The sequence below is a fragment of the Oceaniferula flava genome, assembly GCF_016811075.1.
Classification (GTDB): domain Bacteria; phylum Verrucomicrobiota; class Verrucomicrobiia; order Verrucomicrobiales; family Akkermansiaceae; genus Oceaniferula; species Oceaniferula flava.
Window position 1 is genome coordinate 1 of the sequence record NZ_JAFBGL010000014.1, and the last position, 19,727, is coordinate 19,727.

General features: G+C 54.1%; 12 protein-coding genes, 2 tRNA genes and 1 pseudogene. 8 read left to right on the top strand and 7 right to left on the bottom strand.

Annotation, left to right across the window (positions count from 1 at the left end):
- Positions 1 to 120: 120 nt before the first annotated feature.
- From JO972_RS15880 to JO972_RS15895, 4 genes are all read right to left on the bottom strand, one after another.
- A tRNA-Met gene (locus JO972_RS15880) sits at positions 121 to 197 on the bottom strand.
- Positions 198 to 293: 96 nt separating this feature from the next.
- Positions 294 to 1,364 carry a prephenate dehydratase gene (gene pheA, locus JO972_RS15885; protein WP_309491072.1) on the bottom strand — a complete coding sequence of 357 codons (1,071 nt, stop codon included), beginning with the start codon at positions 1,362 to 1,364 and terminating at the stop codon, positions 294 to 296.
- Between the two features lie 37 nt (positions 1,365 to 1,401).
- On the bottom strand, positions 1,402 to 2,235 hold the full coding sequence (gene scpB / locus JO972_RS15890) for an SMC-Scp complex subunit ScpB (RefSeq protein WP_309491073.1): 834 nt from the start codon (positions 2,233 to 2,235) through the stop codon (positions 1,402 to 1,404).
- 181 nt (positions 2,236 to 2,416) lie between these two features.
- Positions 2,417 to 2,923 carry a hypothetical protein gene (locus JO972_RS15895; RefSeq protein ID WP_309491074.1) on the bottom strand — a complete coding sequence of 169 codons (507 nt, stop codon included), beginning with the start codon at positions 2,921 to 2,923 and terminating at the stop codon, positions 2,417 to 2,419.
- 398 nt (positions 2,924 to 3,321) lie between these two features.
- On the opposite strand from JO972_RS15895, the gene JO972_RS15900 reads away from it, so the two are divergent.
- From JO972_RS15900 to JO972_RS15915, 4 genes and pseudogenes are all read left to right on the top strand, one after another.
- Positions 3,322 to 3,398: transfer RNA gene (locus tag JO972_RS15900), tRNA-Pro, on the top strand.
- A gap of 166 nt (positions 3,399 to 3,564) precedes the next feature.
- Positions 3,565 to 3,741: pseudogene (locus JO972_RS15905) on the top strand (Rdx family protein); the annotation flags it as partial.
- Positions 3,742 to 3,785: 44 nt separating this feature from the next.
- Positions 3,786 to 4,640, top strand: a complete 855-nt coding sequence (locus JO972_RS15910) for a fumarylacetoacetate hydrolase family protein (protein ID WP_309491075.1) — start codon at positions 3,786 to 3,788, stop codon at positions 4,638 to 4,640.
- Positions 4,641 to 4,850: 210 nt separating this feature from the next.
- A complete protein-coding gene (locus tag JO972_RS15915) occupies positions 4,851 to 5,690 on the top strand; it encodes a PEP-CTERM sorting domain-containing protein (RefSeq protein WP_309491076.1) in 840 nt (279 codons plus the stop codon).
- A 35-nt stretch (positions 5,691 to 5,725) separates the two neighbouring features.
- Here JO972_RS15915 and JO972_RS15920 read toward each other — a convergent pair whose 3' ends face one another.
- Positions 5,726 to 6,709, bottom strand: a complete 984-nt coding sequence (locus JO972_RS15920) for an AAA family ATPase (protein ID WP_309491077.1) — start codon at positions 6,707 to 6,709, stop codon at positions 5,726 to 5,728.
- A 251-nt stretch (positions 6,710 to 6,960) separates the two neighbouring features.
- On the opposite strand from JO972_RS15920, the gene JO972_RS15925 reads away from it, so the two are divergent.
- The gene (locus tag JO972_RS15925) at positions 6,961 to 7,725 is read left to right on the top strand and encodes a hypothetical protein (RefSeq protein WP_309491078.1); all 765 of its coding nucleotides are present in this window, start codon (positions 6,961 to 6,963) and stop codon (positions 7,723 to 7,725) included.
- Positions 7,726 to 7,744: 19 nt separating this feature from the next.
- Here JO972_RS15925 and JO972_RS15930 read toward each other — a convergent pair whose 3' ends face one another.
- Entirely contained in the window at positions 7,745 to 9,001 is a 1,257-nt protein-coding gene (locus JO972_RS15930) for a M48 family metallopeptidase (RefSeq protein ID WP_309491079.1), read from the bottom strand.
- A 178-nt stretch (positions 9,002 to 9,179) separates the two neighbouring features.
- Between JO972_RS15930 and JO972_RS15935 the strand changes: the two genes are divergently transcribed.
- Positions 9,180 to 9,941 carry an SDR family oxidoreductase gene (locus JO972_RS15935; RefSeq protein WP_309491080.1) on the top strand — a complete coding sequence of 254 codons (762 nt, stop codon included), beginning with the start codon at positions 9,180 to 9,182 and terminating at the stop codon, positions 9,939 to 9,941.
- A 164-nt stretch (positions 9,942 to 10,105) separates the two neighbouring features.
- Here JO972_RS15935 and JO972_RS15940 read toward each other — a convergent pair whose 3' ends face one another.
- Positions 10,106 to 10,807 (bottom strand): 3-keto-disaccharide hydrolase, encoded by a 702-nt coding sequence (locus JO972_RS15940; RefSeq protein WP_309491081.1) that lies wholly within the window; start codon positions 10,805 to 10,807, stop codon positions 10,106 to 10,108.
- Positions 10,808 to 10,983: 176 nt separating this feature from the next.
- Between JO972_RS15940 and JO972_RS15945 the strand changes: the two genes are divergently transcribed.
- Both JO972_RS15945 and JO972_RS15950 read left to right on the top strand, forming a co-directional pair.
- Entirely contained in the window at positions 10,984 to 11,637 is a 654-nt protein-coding gene (locus JO972_RS15945; protein ID WP_309491082.1) for a hypothetical protein, read from the top strand.
- A gap of 112 nt (positions 11,638 to 11,749) precedes the next feature.
- Positions 11,750 to 19,654 (top strand): S8 family serine peptidase, encoded by a 7,905-nt coding sequence (locus JO972_RS15950; protein ID WP_309491083.1) that lies wholly within the window; start codon positions 11,750 to 11,752, stop codon positions 19,652 to 19,654.
- Positions 19,655 to 19,727: the final 73 nt, after the last annotated feature.

Sequence of the window (19,727 nt, forward strand, 5' to 3'; positions counted from 1 at the left end):
TACATCTTCGGAAATGCCGATGTAAATTTTGCCCGATGGGTTTTCGATGATGTAAACTTGATAATCGATGATTACAGATAACAAAAAAGCCGTCCTCTTAAGAGAACGGCTTTTTTAAATTGGTTACGGGGGTAGGATTTGAACCTACGACCTTCAGGTTATGAGCCTGACGAGCTACCTGGCTGCTCCACCCCGCGATTGAAATGGTTACCCTTTCGGGCTGCGGGCGGAAGCTAGGGTGGGTCGTGGATCTTTGCAAGATCTAATTTGACTAAATCGTCAGTTTTTTTGGATCACTCCTCGGTGTCGGGGTAACTACCGAACATTTTGACCAGAGAACAGTGTTTTTCCAGCTCGTCGAGGGCCTCGGCGACGTCTTGATCGGTGCAGTGGCCAGCGAGGTCGACGTAGAAAATGTATTCCCAGTCGCGCTGCTTCGATGGACGCGACTCGATTTTGCTCATGTTGACATTGAGCTTATCGAATGCCTGCAGGGCCTTAACCAAGGAGCCGGGGCGATCGTGGACGGAGAACAGGATGGATGTGCGGTCGTTGCCGGTGGCCGGACAGGTCTTCTCTCCGATGACCAAGAAGCGGGTGGTGTTGGTGGCGCGATCCTGGATCGATTCCTCCAGCATGGTGAGGCCGTGGAGTTCGGCGGCGAGATTGCCTCCCAGTGCGGCAGCTCCGTCGGCAGCTTTGTCGGCTGCGAGTTGGGCGGCTTTGGTGGTCGATGAGACCTCCACCAGATCGGCTTCTGGGAAGTGACGCAGGATCCAGTTTCGGCATTGGCCGAATACCTGGGGGTGGGAGTAGAGCGTTTTGATCTCTTCGCGTGGGATGCTGGCCATCAGACCGTTTTCGATCCGTAGCAGCACCTGCGCGCAAATCTGCAGGGGGGAATCGACAAAGAGGTCGAGCGTGTGGGACACGGCGCCTTCGGTGGAGTTCTCTATCGGAACCACGCCGTAGTGCGCCTTGCGGCGGGCGACTTGGTTGAAGACATCGGCGAAATTTGGTTGTGCGGTGTATTGGATCGAGTGGCCAAACTTTTTGATCGCGGCCTGGTGGGTCCAAGTGCCTTCCGGCCCGAGGTAGGCGACGGTCAGGTTGTCTTCCAGCGCCAAGGCGGCGGACATGATCTCGCGATAGATCGCGCGGATGGATTTCTCCGGCAGCCGACCGTGATTCATTGCGGCCAGGCGCTGGAGCAGGGCGGTTTCACGCTCGGGTGCGTAGATTTGGAGACCTTCCTTTTTTTTGATTTCACCTACCTCGTGCACCATATCGGCGCGGGCGTTGAGGAGGTCTAACAGCTGTTGATCGATTTCGTCGATCCGTTTGCGAATGTTGTCGAGAGGCACTGGATGGATGTGGTGTTATAGATGGGTAAATGCGGTCTTATTCGGCGGCCTTGGAGTCGGACTCCGGCACGGCCTCCGCCTTGGGGACTCCTGCGGCGGTGAGGGCGAGTTGTTTTTCAATCTCCTCGGCGGTGAAATTGTCGGCGTCTTCGGCCTTGTCATCGCTGTTTGCGGAGTCGTCCGAGTCTTCCTCCACGACGTCCTTCGGCTCGGGCAATTTCACCGAGCGCAGTTCGTCGGCGTTGGGCAGTTCGTCCACGGACTTGACGCCGAAGTGTTCGAAAAAGAGATCGGTGGTTTCGTAGAGCAGGGGACGGCCGGGCAGTTCGGCCCGACCGCCGACCTTGACCAGCTCGCGATCGAGAAGTTTCTGCAGCATGCCATCGCAGGAGACGCCGCGGACGGCTTCGAGCGAGGCTTTGGTGACAGGCTGGCGGTAGGCGATGATGGCGAGTGTCTCCATCGCCGGCCCACTGAGTCGGCTGGGTTTACGGCCGGGGAATAGCTGACGGACAAACTCGGCATAATCCGGGCGGGTGTAGATTTTCCAGCCTTTGGCGCGCTCGGCACAGAGAAATGCGCGGCCGGTGATCTCGTAGTTGTGGTTGAGCTCGGCGATGGCCAGAGTGACCGCATCTTCGTTGAGATTGCCAAGCACACTGAGGTGCTCGGGAAGCTCCGGTTTGCTCCCAGCATCATAATCTTCTGCGTCTGCTGCCAGTGCGTCCTCGGCTTCGGCGACGCGGGCGCGCACCAAGCGAGCGATTTCAGAGATCGGCAGCGGATCCTCGGATGCGATGAGCAGCGCTTCAATGATGGCGGTGAGTTCCATAGGTGCGGCGAAGATGAAGAAAAGGTAGGCAGATTGCAAGCCTGTGAAAATGAATTACGCGTCAGAGAGCTCGGTGGAAAAAGCGACTGGCTAGAGGCGAATGCGTATAAAAAAATCCGCCCCTGCTTGATAAACAGGAGCGGATGCTTGAATAGATCGAGTGTTCAGTTATGCGATGGTTTCGGTGGATGAATCCTTGGACCGATCCACCGAGGAACCATTACTCACCAGCGCCAGTTGCACCGGCTGCCTCAGCGGCCTTTTGCTTGGCTGCTTCGAGAGCGCTAGCTGCTTTCTCTTTGGTTGCTTCCACGGTGTTGCCGGTTGCTTCTTTAGCAGCTTCCACGGCATCACTTGCTTTTTGTTTAGTGGCTTCGACGGCCTCGCCTGCGGCGTCTTTGGCACCTTCTGCAGCTTCACCAGCCTTATCGGCGGCTTCGCCAGCGGCGTCCTTAGCTTTATCGGCAGCTTCCTTGGCCTTGTCGGCAGCACCATCGGCGGCTTCTCCTGCAGCATCAGCTGCGGCTGCACCAGCCTCTTTGGCGGCTTCACCTGCTTCTTTAGCAGCGTCGCCAGCTTTTTCAGCGGCTTCGCCGGCCTTTTCACCAGCGGCTTCGGCAGCAGCTTTGGCTTTATCCGCAGCGTCTTGTGAGGCTTCCTTGGCTTTGTCGCAGGAAGTGAAAACCACAGCGGCGCTGAGCAGGGTGAGGATGTATTTGAGTTTCATGGTATTAGTATAGGGTTGTTGTTTGTATGTTTTTTGATGGCGTGACACCTATTGGCGCACACACTCCTCTGGATAGCACAAACGGCCAATCTTGTCACATTTGATGGTGAAAAACTATGCCATGATCGCAAAAATGCAGATTTTGCGACCAAAGCGGCAGTTGAGGGCTACAAAAACGGGTTTAGGTGCAGATTTTTACCTGAGACACGATTTTTCCAGATCATGAAGGAAAGTGCTTGCTCGTCAATGTTCTAGGGCGAGGGGAACGTGCTGAATCCTTGATTTCATAGAACGGGAATGAAAAAAAATCACCTTTTGTGTCACTTTAATCTTGATCCTTTGGCCCGATTCATGGAGTTTCTGCCCGCCGTCCGAACGGACAGCAAATTAATTGGCTACGGGGAGTAGCTCAGCTTGGTAGAGCGCCGGCTTTGGGAGCCGGATGTCGCAGGTTCGAATCCTGTCTCCCCGACCATTTCTTAATCCCCCTTGAGCGATCAAGGGGTTTTTTGTGTCCGGGTGTTTGGTCCCGACGAGTCGCCATTTCCTGTAGCTTCTTCGTGACAAAGCAGGGTGGTCTTGTGCATACTCCAGCCATGGCGATTGAAATCGAATATTGCGAACAGTGAAACTACCGTCCTGAAGCCGACCGTGTGTCGGCTGAGATTGAAAAAGCGACCGGTCAAGAGGTGACTCTGATCGGGGGCAGTGGTGGGATTTTCGAAATCCGTGCCGATGGCAATTTACTCTGGAAAAAAGAACGGGGTGGCGCATTTCCAGCTGATGGAGAAGGGGCTGCCTTATTTTCCCAATCATGAATGCGTCTCGCAGCTAAACAGATCGCCGTGCACTCAATAAGATTATGAAACTGATACGTCACGGGGGAGAGGGTCATGAAGATCCGGGAGTTATGCTGGATGACGGAAGCTTGATCGATGCTTCTGGCGAATTTCTTGATTACGATGAGGCGTTTTTTGCCTGCGGCGGACTCGACTCGTTGAAGTCTTGGGTCGACGGAGGCTGTATCGGAGGAATCCGGCTCGACCCTGAGACCCGCTTGGGAGCTCCTGTGGTGCGACCTTCCAAGCTGGTTTGTGTGGGGAAAAACTACGCGGACCATGCCAAGGAGTTCGGTGGGGAAGTGCCTGATGAGCCGGTGCTGTTCATGAAGGCGACCACTTCCTGCTGCGGTCCGTTTGACGATGTGGTCTTGCCGCACGGAAGCACTAAACTCGACTACGAAGTGGAGCTTGCGCTGGTGGTGGGACGCACGGCCAGCAATGTCCATGAAGCGGACGCTCTCGACTACCTGGCAGGCTACACGGTGATGTGCGACTACAGCGAGCGCAAGTGGCAGAAAGAACACTGTGGCCAATGGATGAAGGGCAAGAGCGCCGATACCTTTGCTCCCATGGGGCCTTGTCTGGTGACCACCGACGAGCTGAAAAATCCGCAAAGCCTCTGCCTGTGGACCAAGGTCAATGGTGAGAAGAGGCAGAACGGCTGGAGTGGTGACATGATGTTCCCGGTCGCTTTTCTAGTCAGCTATATTTCAAAATTCATGACGCTCTTGCCGGGGGATGTCATTGCCACCGGAACTCCTGCAGGGGTGGGGATGGGCATGGTTCCTCCGCGTTATTTGTCCGCAGGCGATTATGTGGAACTGGGAATCGAGGGGATTGGTCACATCCGTCAACGCGTCATTCCATCGGTGTAAACCTGTTTTTCTTCCCTCAGTGTCCGCGCCTCATGCGTTGGCCAGTCCTGAAACCCATGGTGTGTGAGTAGGTAAACGAGGGCTCTTCGCTTAAAATGGATTATATGTAACTGATATGTAATATATTTTTGTGTGTTAAAATTACGAAAAAGTTGACTTTATCTATTTTTTTAGTAAAAGGAGTGCGCAACGCACCCTTTGTATTTAAAAATGTATAACAAATCAATTTTTCCCATGGCAGCATTTTGTGTCCTGGGAGCCATTTCCAGCCCATTGGCGGCTCAAACTGTCGATTTCAGCCTCACTCTCGAACAATCCAGTAACCCGGGCGCAAGCTATGAAAACATGCACGCCGCGGGGGCCGGTAGTCAATCGAGCTACGCCATTGGCTTTCAAATCGAAGTAACAGGCATCGCTGGCACTCCCACTACATTTGATACGCCCTTCGCCAGTTTCTGCACCGAGCTGGCGGAGCCAGTTAGCACCTCAAGCTACACCTACGACCTTGACGATGTGGAGGGAGTAGCCTCAGGGCGTGCGGGAGAAATTGGCACTGCATCAAGTGCCATCCCTGCAGGCGGGATCGGTGATCTTGCTGCTGCACGTGTGCGTGCACTTTTCGACAACCATTACCAGTCCACAGACCTTTCGGAATGGACATTTTCCGCAAATAGCCCTTCCTCCCAAGCTTTTCAGCTAGCACTCTGGGAAGTCACTCACGATGTAGATCTGAGCCTTCTGAACACGTCTGGTTCGATTTACTTGGGTGAGCAAAGCTCCCAGTCTTTGACTGCAGGCGTTGCTCTGGCGCAATCCTGGCTGGATGAACTGGTCGACGTAACCACCAGCTATACTTCAACCACTTGGGATGTGTGGGCGATCGAAAACGTTGGTGATCCTGGGAACCAAGATATCCTCTTTGCCACAAGCATCGACTCGCCAGAGTCTGAAGCATTCAGTCAGTATCGCGCATCGGCAGTTCCTGAGCCAAGTTCCACTTTGCTTCTAGCACTCGGTGGTATGCTGGCCCTCGTTTACCGACGTCGTTAGAATATCGAGAACTCCGGTGTCCCGGACCGGGAGGATCAAGGGACTGGAACGCGCGAGAGGATACGGTCCACCAGAGCATCGGTGGTGATGTCCTCCGCCTCCGCCTCGTAGCTGGGGAGAATCCGGTGACGTAAGACATCGTGGCCGAGGTCCTTGATGTCTTGTGGTGTTACAAAGGAGCGACCCGCCATGAATGCCTTGGCACGTGCGGCAAGGGCCAGGTTAATGGTTGCCCGCGGTGAGGCACCGGCACGGATGAGGTTTTTCAAACCGGTATCCACTTTCGCTGGGAAACGTGTGGTGTGCACTAGCTCGACGATGTATTTGCGCACCGCCGGATCGATATACACCGAGTTCACCAATTGGATACTCTGGGTGATTTCCTCCACCGAGACCACCGGTTTGGTTTCGTAAATGGGTTCCGAGGTGGCCATGCGATCGAGGATCGTCAGCTCGTCTTCACGGCTGGGGTAGGAAACGGTGACTTTCAGCAGGAAGCGATCTAACTGCGCTTCGGGAAGCTGGTAGGTGCCTTCCTGATCGATGGGGTTCTGGGTGGCGAGCACGAGGAAGGGATCGGGCAATTTATAGGTGCTGTCGCCAATGGTGACCTGGCGTTCCTGCATCGCTTCCAGCAGCGCCGACTGCACCTTGGCGGGCGCCCGGTTGATTTCATCGGCGAGGATGATATTGCTGAAAATAGGGCCTAACTTAGCGGAGAATGTCGCCTCACGCGGGTTGTAGATCATGGTTCCCACGAGGTCCGATGGGAGTAGATCGGGGGTGAACTGGATTCTGGAAAAATTGGTGTTCAGGCAGCCGGAGAGGGCCTTGATTGCCAGTGTCTTTGCCAGCCCAGGCACACCTTCCAGCAGGATGTGACCCTTGCACAAGAGGCCGACGATCAAGCGATCGACCAATTCGGCCTGACCGACCAGCACTTTTCCCATTTCCTCCTTCACCTTTGGGATCCACTGGCATGATGCGGCGATGTTGTCTGAGAGCTCTTGATTATTCATGAATTGGCATGGGTATTCTTCAAAGATTCAGCGATGGTGCAACGGTGAATCGTCAATAAAAAGTCGGTGATGGCACAATCGGTGCATTTCCCCGATAGACAGGTCGATGGAATTATCCTAATCTAGCAGCTATGTGTGTGGTAAAAATGCTCCAACGTTGTCGCCGTGGTTTACAAAAATGGACGGCTGTCTCGGTCCTTGGTCTTTGGCTGCTGAGCTCAGGGGAGGGATTTTCCCAGCGTCTCCCCGGCATGAATGACTCGCCTTGGTTAGGTTTTTTCTCCGGTCACCAACAGCGGGATTTTGAGTTTGGGGTCGATGACGAGGGGCGGATGTGGCTCTATCTGATGGGGAACGACAAGGAACGGATCGGATCGTCGCGCGCGATCAAGATCTACACGGAAATCATCGTGGAAGATCCCAGCGGCAAGCGACGCAGCAAGTGGCTCAAAGATGATGAAGGTTTTGCGACTCAGCAGAAAGCCGGACTGGATCACAAGGAGGTGACATACACGGCTCACACCACCGACGATGCGAAAATCGAAGTCACCGTTGAATACAGTCGCAAGGGCGCGATTTTGAATGGTCGGATTCTGGACAAGGGGACGCTCGATGACTCAGGTAAAATTTACCTGAGCTTCAAAGTCAGCGTGCCAGCGATGTACAGCCCGTCGTCGTACAGCGGCGAAGATGAAAAGTCCAAATTGCGGATGAAAAAAGACCAGGTTCGCTTTGTGCGCGCCAGCGATAAGAAACGCGTCTCGCTTAAAACCTACGAGGAGGTGGATCTCGCCACCGATGAACACGCCAAGGAAGGTGTGCTGGAACTCTCCGTTGAAATGGACGCGATGGAGGGCAAGAAGCTGCTGTTTTCGACCGAAGACAAAAAGGGCAAACTGGAGTTCCAGAATTCCAAGCACGGCACGAAAAACATGCTCTGGCGCGGCTTCAAGGTGATCTGGGAAAAGGAAATGGGCGACACCTCGATGAAGCCTTTTGTTATCGAGGTGAAGTAATGCGGCAGGCCGCTCCGCGCTACTTTTTCTCGAGCTGGCGCAGTGCCTTCAGGCGCACTATCATCGGCGGGTGTGAGTAGTCCATGAACACCGGAAAAGGGTGGGGGGTGAGGTTGGACAGGTTGTCGGCTGAGAGCTTCTTGAGCGCCGTGATGAGATGCTCCGGAGTGCCTTGAATTTCCGCCGCGTAGGCATCGGCTTCGAACTCGTGTTTCCGACTGTTGATATTGCCGAGAATTCCCAGGATCTTGCTCACTGGGGCAAATAGCAGCATGAAAAAGACTAGGCCTGCGTAGATGGAAATTTCTTCCACTCCAAAGGCATCAAACAGCTCGCGCGCGAAGCCGCTCGACTTATCGGTGACCAGTCCCAAGAGGAAGAAGACCACCGCCGTTTGAACGATGGAAAAGATCATGCGCTGGATGATGTGTTTCTTTTTGAAGTGACCAATTTCGTGAGCCAGCACACCTAACAGTTCGTCAGTGCCGTGGTTCTCGATCAGGGTGTCGAACAGGGCGATTTTCTTGCGCTTGCCGAAGCCGGTGAAGAAGGCATTGGATTTGGTGGAGCGCTTGGAGCCGTCCATGACGTGAATCTCGGTCAGTGGGAAATCACATTTTTTCGACATCTCCTGAATGCGTGTCTTCAGCTCGCCATCTTCCATCGGAGAGAATTTGTTGAACAGCGGGAGAATGAAGGTCGGGGCCAGATACATCATCAGCAGCTGGAAGGCGGTGAAGGCCAGCCATGCCCAGAGCCAGGCATGGGCGACCGCGCCAAAAATCCAGATTACCAGAGCCAGCAGTGGCAAGCCGAGCAGGGCGGCAAGCACCGACCCCTTGATTTGATCGATGGCGAAGGTCTTGGGGGTGGTTTTGTTGAAACCGAATCGTTCTTCGATGACAAAGGTATCGTAAATCTGGAAGGGCAAGTTGAGCAGAGTGTTGCCGAGGAAAAGGACGCCGATGAAGACGATGCCGGTGACCGTTTCGCTCCAGCCGAAGCCGCGCAGCCAACTGTCGAGATAGCCAAAGCCTCCGAGCGCCCAGAACACCAGCAGCACGGTTAGGCTGTAGGTGGCGGTGATGATGCCGTAGCGTTCGGAAACGCGGGTGTAGTCCTGGGATTTGGCGTATTTTTCGTCGTCGTAAACCCCCTTGAACTCTTCGGGCAGAGTCGGGTCGAGAGCCTTGAGGTTCAGTAAAGAAGCGATCAGATCAATATTCCAGAGAGCGAGTAAGGCGATGACAATAAACATCGCGGTCGAGTTATCCATGCGCGCATCCTTGGTAAGTGCCCCGCAATAGTCAATGTCAATGCATGGCGAAAGCTGGTGTGGCCGAGGCTGCCTGCAGAGCGCTCGAAAATGACTCCCATCGTCGTAGTGTGATTAGTGGAATACATGCAATATGGCCCCCGCTCCTTCCGTAAGTCTAACCCCTAACATAACCACAATGAAAACCTTCGCTCTTCACTTTCTTTGCACGCTTTCTCTGATCGGCAGCCTTCTGGCACAAGATGCCAAACCGACCGTCCTCATCACCGGTGCCAACCGGGGGCTGGGTCTCGAGTTTGCCAAGCAGTTTGCGGCAAAAGGCTACCACGTCATCGGCACGGCCCGCTCACCGGAGAAAGCGACCGAACTGAAAGCCACCGGCTCCGAGGTGGTGAAGCTGGACGTCACCAGCGAACAAGACATCGCCGACCTGGCCGAATCGTTGCAGGGCAGGCGTCTCGATATCCTGCTGAACAACGCCGGCTACTTTGGACCCACTTTGTCGGTGGGCAAGGGGAAGGCAAACATCCACAACCTCACCAGAGAGGAAATGCTGAATTGCTTCAAAGTGAACACCATGGGCCCCATTTTCATCACCCAGGCTTTACTGCCGAACCTCAAACGATCGAAGTCCCCGAAGATCATCAACATATCCACCCGATCCAGCCAGCTCAGCGTGCGCCCCGGTAAAGCCTGGGGGTATAGCGTGAGTAAAACCGGCGTTAATATGGTCACTTGGAACCTCCACGGCGAGCTCACCAAAAAAGGCTTCGTCGTCATCTCCCTGGCCCCCGGCCACAACAAAACCGACATGGGCACCCAGCGTGCGAAATTAACTCCCCAAGAGAGCATCGGCAAAATGATCCCCCTGATCGAAAATCTCACCAAGAAGGACTCCGGAAAATTCTGGTATTACGACGGCTCCATCCTTCCCTGGTAACCGCCCCACCTACGTAGCGGATAAATCTATCCGTAGCGAAGAGTGTGCACTCTTGTCGGTGCGTGGTTCATCAAAGCGCTAGACCACGAAGGATGCTAATCCTTCACGACCTCATTCCGCACTCCGCTCGGCCTCGAACCCCAAGGCCCATTCCTCGGCCCCGCTTACAGCTCCTTGATGAAGATGTTTTTGTATTCAATTTTCGCCACGCCACCGCGGTGCAGCTGCAGCGCGATCACGCCTTTGGCTGGGATCTTTGGGTTTTTCTCGGTGTATTCCGCCGTGAGGATGCCGTTGATGTAGAGTTTGTGTTGATTGCCCTTGCAGACGATTTTGTAGCGGTGCCAGTTGTCGTCCTTGAACCCTTCACTGGCGCGCAATGCGGCTTCATTGCCTTTGACCAGCTTGCCGCGACGGTGTTCGTCGTAAATTCCGCCCCACCAGTCCTTGCCAATGTCCGCCTGGTATCCGGAGATCCCCATGCCCCGTTTCTTATGGTTTTTCAGCAACGAGCGATACTGGATCCCGCTGTTGATGAGGCCGGTGGCGTGGTCGCCACTGAGGCGAAAATCACAGGTGAATTCAAAATCCCCGTATTCCTTGGTGGTTGCGAGGAAGGTATTGGTCGGCATTTTCTGGTCGCCATTCGAGGCGGTGATCGCCCCGTTCTGCACCGACCAGTAAGGTCCGTGTTTCGGGTTCACCAGCTTCCATCCATCGAGGGTCCTGCCATCGAATAGGGAGACGGCGCCGGCTTGAGGGCTTTCCGCCGCTTGCTTCGCTGCCTCAGGATCTTTGGCGTGGCAGGGAAGGGTGGATAGAGCGAGGGTGAGGAGGAGAGGTTTGCTGAGAGTGGTGATGTTCATAGTGTGGTGGATGGATCGGAGCATTACGCTGGCTCCGCGGGTGAAATTACAAGATCTGTGGTATGATTAGCTTAGCGTGGCTGCTTGGGCTTCGGCAAGAGGTCGTCGTGACAGGGGAAAGAGTGACCATTTACCGTCCAAGCGCCATCTCCTATCATGCGACCAGCCATCACAACATGAAACTCTATTTCTCAATCCTCCTGCCATTGATCGTCACTTCCTGTGGCCATCTCTACACCAAGAGCCACTCGTATGCGAAAAGCTCCACCGTCACGATCAACGGCGCGAAGGTGGGGAGCGCGGTGAAACCGGAGGGAGGAAAAGGAGGCTTCAGCATGTCGGCCATGGTGTATATGGCGGGGGCGGCCACCCTCGACGGTCCTTTCCGCTGGCGGATCGAAGCCGAGGGCAAGGAGGGCATCCACAAGTCGCTCACCGTGCATCGGGTGAAGGTGATCACCAGCAAAACCAAACGCAGCGAGTGGTATCCGCGCCAGCATCTCGGAACTGCCCAAGCATTCAGCAGCTATAAAAAAGAGCCCGGCAAGAGCTTTGCCAATTTCCAGACCCCAGGGAAATTGAAAGTCTATCCGCGCAGCGATGGCGATATCACCGTGATCGCCGATATCTCGGTGACCAGCACGCAGAAAACCGAACGTCGTCAGGTGCGGTTTCTGCTTAGAGCCGATACCACGAAGGAGGTCGACTTCATCAATCTCCCTGCCGAAATCATCAAGGGCTCTCGCAACGATCCGAGGGAGTGGCAGTGGGGTGCTTGGCCTGAAGACCGGCAATGGGCTCACGATCCGTGGTATGATTTTTATTCCTAAAAATGATCGCTATGGCGTGAGATAGAATCGTTAGGGTTTTGACTCGACCTGATTAGGCTGAGCATTAAGTTTCCTGCAAAGTTAGCCGTCTAACCAGTCAGATCCCTTGTTTATGAAACGCCTCCTTCTCCCTCTTTGTCTAATTCTCGCAGCCGTGGTTCTCTATTTGGGAACTCGAACGCAGCATGAAACAACAGCACCAGCACCTTCGTCCAAGTCTTCCCAGAAAGAACTCGCCCACAGCCCCTCCAACAACGAGAGCGCGCTACGCTCGTCCAAACGCACGAATGCCGTGGTGCAGGACTCGGAGGCACCGGTTCAAGCTCAGTCAGAGCCAGTTCATGCAGCTGACGACTTCGTCAAAAAGGTGATCAGTGAAACTTGGATCGATGCCTCGGAGGATAAAGCGGGACGACGTCGCGTGCGTGTGGTGGAGGCCGATTTCAAGTATCCGCATCTGCGTTTGGAGGAGGAGGTCTGGACGGACCCTGATACCGGGGAGCAGACCGTCAAACGCCTCCGCGCATCGGTCGCCGATCACCTCATGGTGGGGCTCAAGCAAGGAGCCGATGAAATGGTCGCCCGGAATTTGTTGGAGCAAAATGGTTACCGTGTCCGTGCCGTGGAGCCGGGCTCCTTTATTCTCACGGAACTGGATGATTTTCAACAGGCCGAATCCCAACAGAAATCCATCGCCGAGATCCAAGGACTCAATGAGTTCATCGATTTTGCCGAGCCGGATTATTTAGTGTATCCCACGGTCACCCCCAATGACCCTGCGTATGGGAGTCAGAAAATGTGGGGCCTGCATAACCCTGGCAACAGCGCCGGAACCGTTGCCGACGCCGATATTGATGCCCCGGAAGGCTGGGACATCCGCCACGATGCCGCCAACGTGGTCGTCGCGGTGACCGATACCGGCATCCAGTATAATCACGAGGATTTGGTCAACAACATGTGGAGCGATGGCAGTGGCAATCACGGATACGATGCCTATGACGATGATCTTGACCCCATGGACACCGGCGGTCACGGCACGCACTGCGCCGGCACCATCGGTGCGCAGGGGAACAATAACATTGGCCTAACAGGCGTGGCCTGGGATGTGCAGCTCATGGGCTTGCGCTTCCTCGGGCCTCAGGGCGGCAGCACTTCGGATGGCATCAAGGTGATTAACTACGCCCGCGAGAACGGGGCGGATATCATCAGTGCCAGCTGGGGCGGTGGCGGATACAGCCAAAGTCTCTACAACGCGATCCAGGCGGCTGGTAATGCCGGTATCCCATTCATCGCGGCTGCTGGGAATGATGCCTTGAACAACGATTCCACACCTCACTATCCCTCAAGTTATGACCTGCCGACATTGGTTGCGGTGGCCTCCACGACCAGCTCGGACCAATTGTCGACCTTCTCCTGCTACGGCCGCTACTCAGTGGATATTGGTGCCCCGGGGAGCAGCATCTGGTCGGCCTACATCGGGTCCAACAGTTCCTACAAAAACCTCAACGGCACCTCGATGGCGACCCCTCATGTCAGTGGTGCCATGGCCTTGGCCCGAGCTCAATTTCCCGGTGACGATGCCGTTGAGTTGATTGCGCGCCTTTACTCATCGGTCGATCACATCTCGGCACTGGCTGGTAAGGTGAGCACCGGTGGTCGCTTGAATTTGCACAAGTTGTTAGGCGCCTCGGCATCCGTGGTGAGCAATGATGATTTTGATGACGCGCTTCGTTTCGAAGGCGATTACGGCTTCTGGAGTGGATCTAACAATACAGCCACCCGTGAGGCCGACGAAGATGATTTTAACCCGATTGTCACCGGCTCACGCAGTCTGTGGTATGCGTGGAAAGCGCCATTCTCAGGCCTGGTGGAATTTGAAGTGCGAGCAGACGTCACACCCTTCCGCGTCATCGCTTTCAGCGGCGACGAGCGGGATAACCTGGTGGTCGTTGCCGATGGCAATGAAACCCCAGACACCACCGAGACCATCCGCTTTTATTGTGAGGAAGATCAGGAATACCGTTTCCTGATCGATAGCAGTCATGCCCAAGGTCAGAGCCTGGTGGTTTCGCTGGCACTGAAACCAGCGAACGATGCCTTCGGTGACGCCATCTACCTCAGCGGCAGCCGTTTCAGCACCAGTGGAAGCAACCGCGACGCCACCTCCCAACCCTTCGAGGACTATTCCCCGCATGCGGGGGGCGGACAGGGTAACTCGGTCTGGTGGCGCTGGACTGCCGACTTCGATGGCGAATTTGTCATCACCACACAGGGCAGTGAGTTCGATACCGTGCTCGCCGTTTACACCGGCACCCCCGGGGTGAATTTCAACGAGGTGGCATCGAACGACGATCGCAATGCGCTCGACTGGACCAGCCAGGTCACCTTCGCTGCTGAAAGCGGCACTACCTATTATATCGCGGTGGATGGCTACCGCGGTGACGCCTCAGGTGGGATCTTGTTGAATGGTTTCGAAGCTGGTTCGCTGGTGATTGTATACCAGCCCAGCTCTAGGTCTGTTAAGTTGGGGGATACAGTTGATTTTTCCGTTCATGGTGCCGGCTCTAACACGATTCAATATCAGTGGTATAAAAACGGAACGGCTATCTCAGGAGCTCGTAGTAATAGTCTGAGGATCGAAAATGTCATTGCCTCCGATTTCACCACTTACTATGCGATTCTATCGGACGGGACAAACACGATACAAAGTAATCAGGTGGCTCTAACCGAGCTACGTGTAGCTCCTCAGATCGTAGTGAACCCTAAATCACGATCGGTAGCGACTGGTGAAAACCTGTGGTTGAGTCCACAAGTGACCGGCAGTGCGCCATTGACTTACCAGTGGTATAAAGACGATGTCGCATTGACTGGTGAAACTGGCGTTAGTCTGGCGATCACCAATGCTCAGGTGGCAAATAACGGCCACTACCATCTCGAGGTTAGTAATGAGCTGGGAACCGCGGAAACGGCCCTGATCGATATTCGGGTCAGCGATGTTCCTTGGTCGGTCTGGAATCAACGTTACCCCACACCACAAAGTAATGATATTCATGACATGATCTACGCGGAGGGGATGTTTGTTGCCATCGGCAGTGGCGGTGCCATCACGACATCCGTGGATTGTGAATCGTGGCGCTTACACTCCGTTGGCGACAATGGTTTCAGGTTGCGTAGAATCGCCTATGGCGGTGGCAAATGGCTCGCCGCTGATTGGTCAGGGAACTTTGTCTCGTCTGATGATGGAGAAACGTGGCATGCTTATAGCAATGAAACGATCGGAGTCAGCAGCGGGGTGACTGAGTTGTTTTATTGGAACGGCAAGTTCCACTACATAACCCGTGATACTGGAGATTCATTCATTTACAGCTCAGTGGATGGTATGTCCTGGACACTAACGAAATCCTTTCCTGGTAGAGTGTTCAATAGCCCCATCTTTTCAGCCGACCGATTGGTGCTTATCGAGAGTTACGCGAACGCGATCACTGCCACTACAGACATGGTCACATGGGCTGAAGGCACCGCGCCGACGGTCTCCGGTGCAGCGCTCAAAGGAGGGGAAGGCGTGTTTATCGATGGCGAATTTAGGGTCTGGAGTAATGAAGGGGGGAAAAAACTGTGGCAGTCTTCCGACGGTGTGACTTGGACCTATACGGACTATAATTCTGAGACTAATTGGATAGGTCGTTCTAACAGTAATACCTCAAACCATCGAATCCAGCTTCACGATGGCAAGGTTTATTGGGCCAATGGAAATGACCTCTATGTTTCCGAGGACGGTATTCACTGGGCGTCCTATTCGCCCGGGTTCGACGTCAATGCAGTGACCGTGGGGAACGGGCTGATCGCCATATCAGGGGGGGGCGGAGTCACGGCGAGCGCCACGAAACCTTACAATCTCTATGGTGAAGACCTTTCGGGGCTTTATTCGGACACCTATTTCTCCGGCTTGAAGGTGGTCAATAATAGGGCATGGGTTTATGGCTCAGCGGGCTATTTTTCTTCAGCAGACGGTCTTGTTTGGCGTGAGGAGGAGACCTTAGTAGACGTCGATTCCTTAATCTACGCTAACGATTCATATTGGAGTGCGAACCAAATTGCAGTGAATGGTAGTGATCAAAAAATCTATCGTGGTCTTTATCCAACAAACATGACTGAGGTGAGTGAAAGTAATCTGAGCTACATCACCAAGCTGGCATACCACGATGGCACCTTTGTTGCTTTTTCCACATTCCCATCCGGGAGTTTTTATACTTCGTCCGATGGCATTCATTGGACCTCCGTCGGACCGTCATTTTCTGGCGGATATAAAATCAAGAAATTAGAATACATTGGCGATCGCTTCGTGGGGCTGAGTTCGAATGGGAAGATTTACACTAGCCCTGACGGAACGACATGGTCAGTTTTTGACACCGGTGAGAACAGCTTGAACGATCCGGAAGTACTAGCTTACGGGCTGGACTATTATTTAGCCGCGGGCACAGAGGGTAAGCTTTGGTCATCTCAAGATGGAGTCACCTGGAGTGTCCAGGATTTAAGTAGCTATCGCAATGGCTCGGGAAATGGTGAGACCACGATAGCCGCCGATGACCATGGGGTGGCTGTATTCATGGGGAACAAAGGGGTTTACTCCACGGATTTACAGTCCTGGGTAGAATTTTCACTCCCAGCGGCTTCCTTCAGTGCGGCATCGAGTTTTGCCGGTTCGGTGGTGGCGGCGGGTGGTTACGGATCGATGGCGATCTTGCAAGGAGGATCACCGCTTAGCAATGCCCCTGTGGTGGGGTTTGATAATTTGACGCATAACGGGCGCTATTCAGTGAATAGCCGGATTGCAGTGCAGACCACCGCCTTTGATCCGGAGGCGGGCGCGATTCTGGTGAGTTTCTGGGTAAATGGTGTGAAAATCAGTGAGTCAACGGTGAATAATCCCGAGTTCTTGTGGTATCCCACATCAGTAGGTGAATATGTTCTTAGAGTTGAGGCAACCGATGTCTCGGGAGTTCGCAATGAGGCCCGAATTGTGGTCAATGTGAGTGGTTCAACAACGATCGGAAACCATGCCAGACTCAGTAACGCCTCAGCCGTGACTACCCAGGGCGATAGTCTGTTTCTTCTCACTGAAACCGGAGGAGTGGCCATTTATGGTGAAGGGGAGGTGGCTCGTGATCTGGTCCTGCCCACATCGGATTCATTGACCTCCGTGGCCTATTCCGGAGGAGTCTATTTGGTGGCTGGGGATGAAGTGTTTGCGTCCAGTGATGGTATTAACTGGACCTTGATTCCTGACTTGTCAGGAGAGGCGAGTTACCACGGAGGGAAGTTTTTTATTACCTCAAGTGGTAAGTTGAGCTACTCGGATGATGGTTTTAACTGGACGACCGTTGATTGCGCTTACATGCCGGCCACAGGTGGTCAGGTCTTGTATTTCAATAACCTCATATGGGTCTGCGGTGGTAATCAAATTGCCGTTTCTGAAAACGGCGGCCTTACATGGATTACCAGCGGTATCGCAGGTAACCGGTTAGTGCTTAGTAATGAGGAGGTCATGACTCTGGCCAATGGCCAAATCCGCAGGAGCACCGACGGCTTGACCTGGACGACTGAGGATTCTCCGGGTAATTTGTCAGGTTTTTTCATCGAATCGGGGGGGCGGATCTTCCTTTGTCAGAATCACATTTTAAGTGGCTACGTCCTCAAGTATTTTTCGGTGGATGGATCAACATGGGCGCCACTGGATGTTGATTTGAAATTCTATGAGATGAGCTATGGTCATGGCCAGTGGGTGTGTTTCGGTCCTTACGCGGCGTACCGCAGTTCTGATGGGATCACGTGGGAACTATTCCTCGGAGATGAGTCTCTGCAGAGCCCCGCTCCCGACACCCCGTTTGAACAAACACCATTCAATGCCCGCAGCTGGCAGATTGCCTATCAGGAGGATACTGGCTTTGTTGCGGTCGGTTATACGTGGTCAGATCAATTGCACGCGGTATCCCCAGACGGGGTGAATTGGACGTATGAGAAGGGGGCGTCGTTACAAAGCGAGGGTTTGGACTTGTTTGCCATTCACAATGGACGGGCGGTCACCACGAGCAATGGGGCGATTCAATGGTCGGATGATCTGCTCACCTGGGAAGACGTAGGAAACCAACCCTCCGGCGACGTTAATCAGCTAACAATCGTGAATGGCAGCTACGCTTGTGTCACGAGCTCCGGAGAGCTGGGGCTTTCTGCTGACGGGGTCAACTGGACCTACCAAACTGTCGCAGCCGACGTCCCCCTGGCCGCGGTCTCCTACGGCAACGGCAAGTTTGTGGTTCTCAGAAAATCACATGCTTCCGTCTATGTGTCCATGGACGGCTCCACATGGACCACTCACACTTTACCGAATGATTCCTATAAGCATGTCAGTTTTGAGAATGAGGAATTTTTTGTCACTGACGGATATTATTCGACCCCGCGTTTGGCTCGGTCAGCTGACGGTCAAGTATGGACTGGAATTACGGCCACCCCCTACCTCACATCCTCCACTAAATTCGCCTACGGCGGTGGCTATTATCTGGTGAGTGATGGCTCGAGAATCTATCTCACCACTGATTTTTCTGAGTGGCACACGGTGTCGCTACCTATTTATAACACGTATATTTCCAGTGTGGTTTACCGCAGCGGTCGTGGCTTCCTGATTTCCACGAGCAATGGTTATTACGAGATCAATGACGATCTTAGCGTCGCAGAATACACTACACTCTCCGGCCAGTCTGGGACGCTTCATCTGGATGGGCAGACGCTCTATATCCTATCGACCACAATTGAGGTCGAAACAGACGATGACTTGGAAATATCAGATCTAACAATGACGCCAGTGACCGCTGGCATTGGTGATACGTTTACGGCCACCGTGGACATGGTGAACCACGGATCGACCGCGGTCGCCAGCGATGCCCTGAGCTTCAGTTTCACAGCCTCGAAAGACGCGGTTTACGGTAACGGCGATGATGTGCCAATGGCGACGGGGCTACGCGTGAATTCTCCTCTGTTGGCTCAGAGTAATGACTCGGTATCATTTGAAATAGTAATACCCGAGACCATTGCCGCAGGAAATTACATGGTTTTTGTTTCCGCGCTAACAAGCTCGGAACTACGAGACCGGAATCCAGCCAATAATCACTTTTCTACCTCTGAGGCTACGCTGGTGATTCCAGAATGGGTGTTGAACCTTGATATTGATGGTAACGGGCAGATCAATCAGGATTTCTCAGCGCTCCGTTATCCACATGGTGCTCAGGTTTCCCTCACCGCCAATGCCGGTAAAGGGGCTGCATTTGCCGGGTGGGCAGGGGACGCTGTCGGGGCCGAGAGTCAGATCACCATTCTCATGGACGGTGACAAATCCGTGCAGGCGAACTTCTCCTCACGTGCCAGCCTCCAGCTCTACCTGCGAGGTGCCGGAGCGGTGGATGGTTTGGCCGATCTCGGGAGCTACGCTCTGAACGATACCGCCACGCTAACGGCCACAGCGGCTCCCGGTTGGGAGTTCTCCGGTTGGAGCGGGGCTGCCACGGGCAGCAACACAAGCGCCAACATCCTCATGGACGAACCCAAGGTGGTCACTGCCGAGTTCACCCTGTCGCTGGCAAATTGGAAATCAGAACATTTCACCGCAGCGGAACTGGCGGATCCCTTGATCTCCGGGGACGAGGCTGATCCTGATGGTGACGGGTTGAAAAATTGGCAGGAGTATCTTCACCTCGCCGATCCGCGCGACCAGCAGTCTACGGGCGTCGATAGCACAAAAGTTGCAGGCGGGTATCTCTATATGATTTTCCAACGCAACGCGGGAGCCACCGACGGCTATTCTCTGGAGTGCCAGGGTTCACGCAACCTGACATCCTGGGACAGTCCTGATTTCGAAGAGCGCGTGCTGTCCTCTGTAGACGGCGTGGAAACGGTGGAAGCCAGATTGCCCTCGACCGGAAACAGCAAAGGCTTCATTCGCCTGCAATACAACCAGACACCCTGAAAATAAGCACGCGTTTTAAGCGTATTAAGGAACATACCTGTTATACCTACATACTGGTGTTTGAGGGATGCAA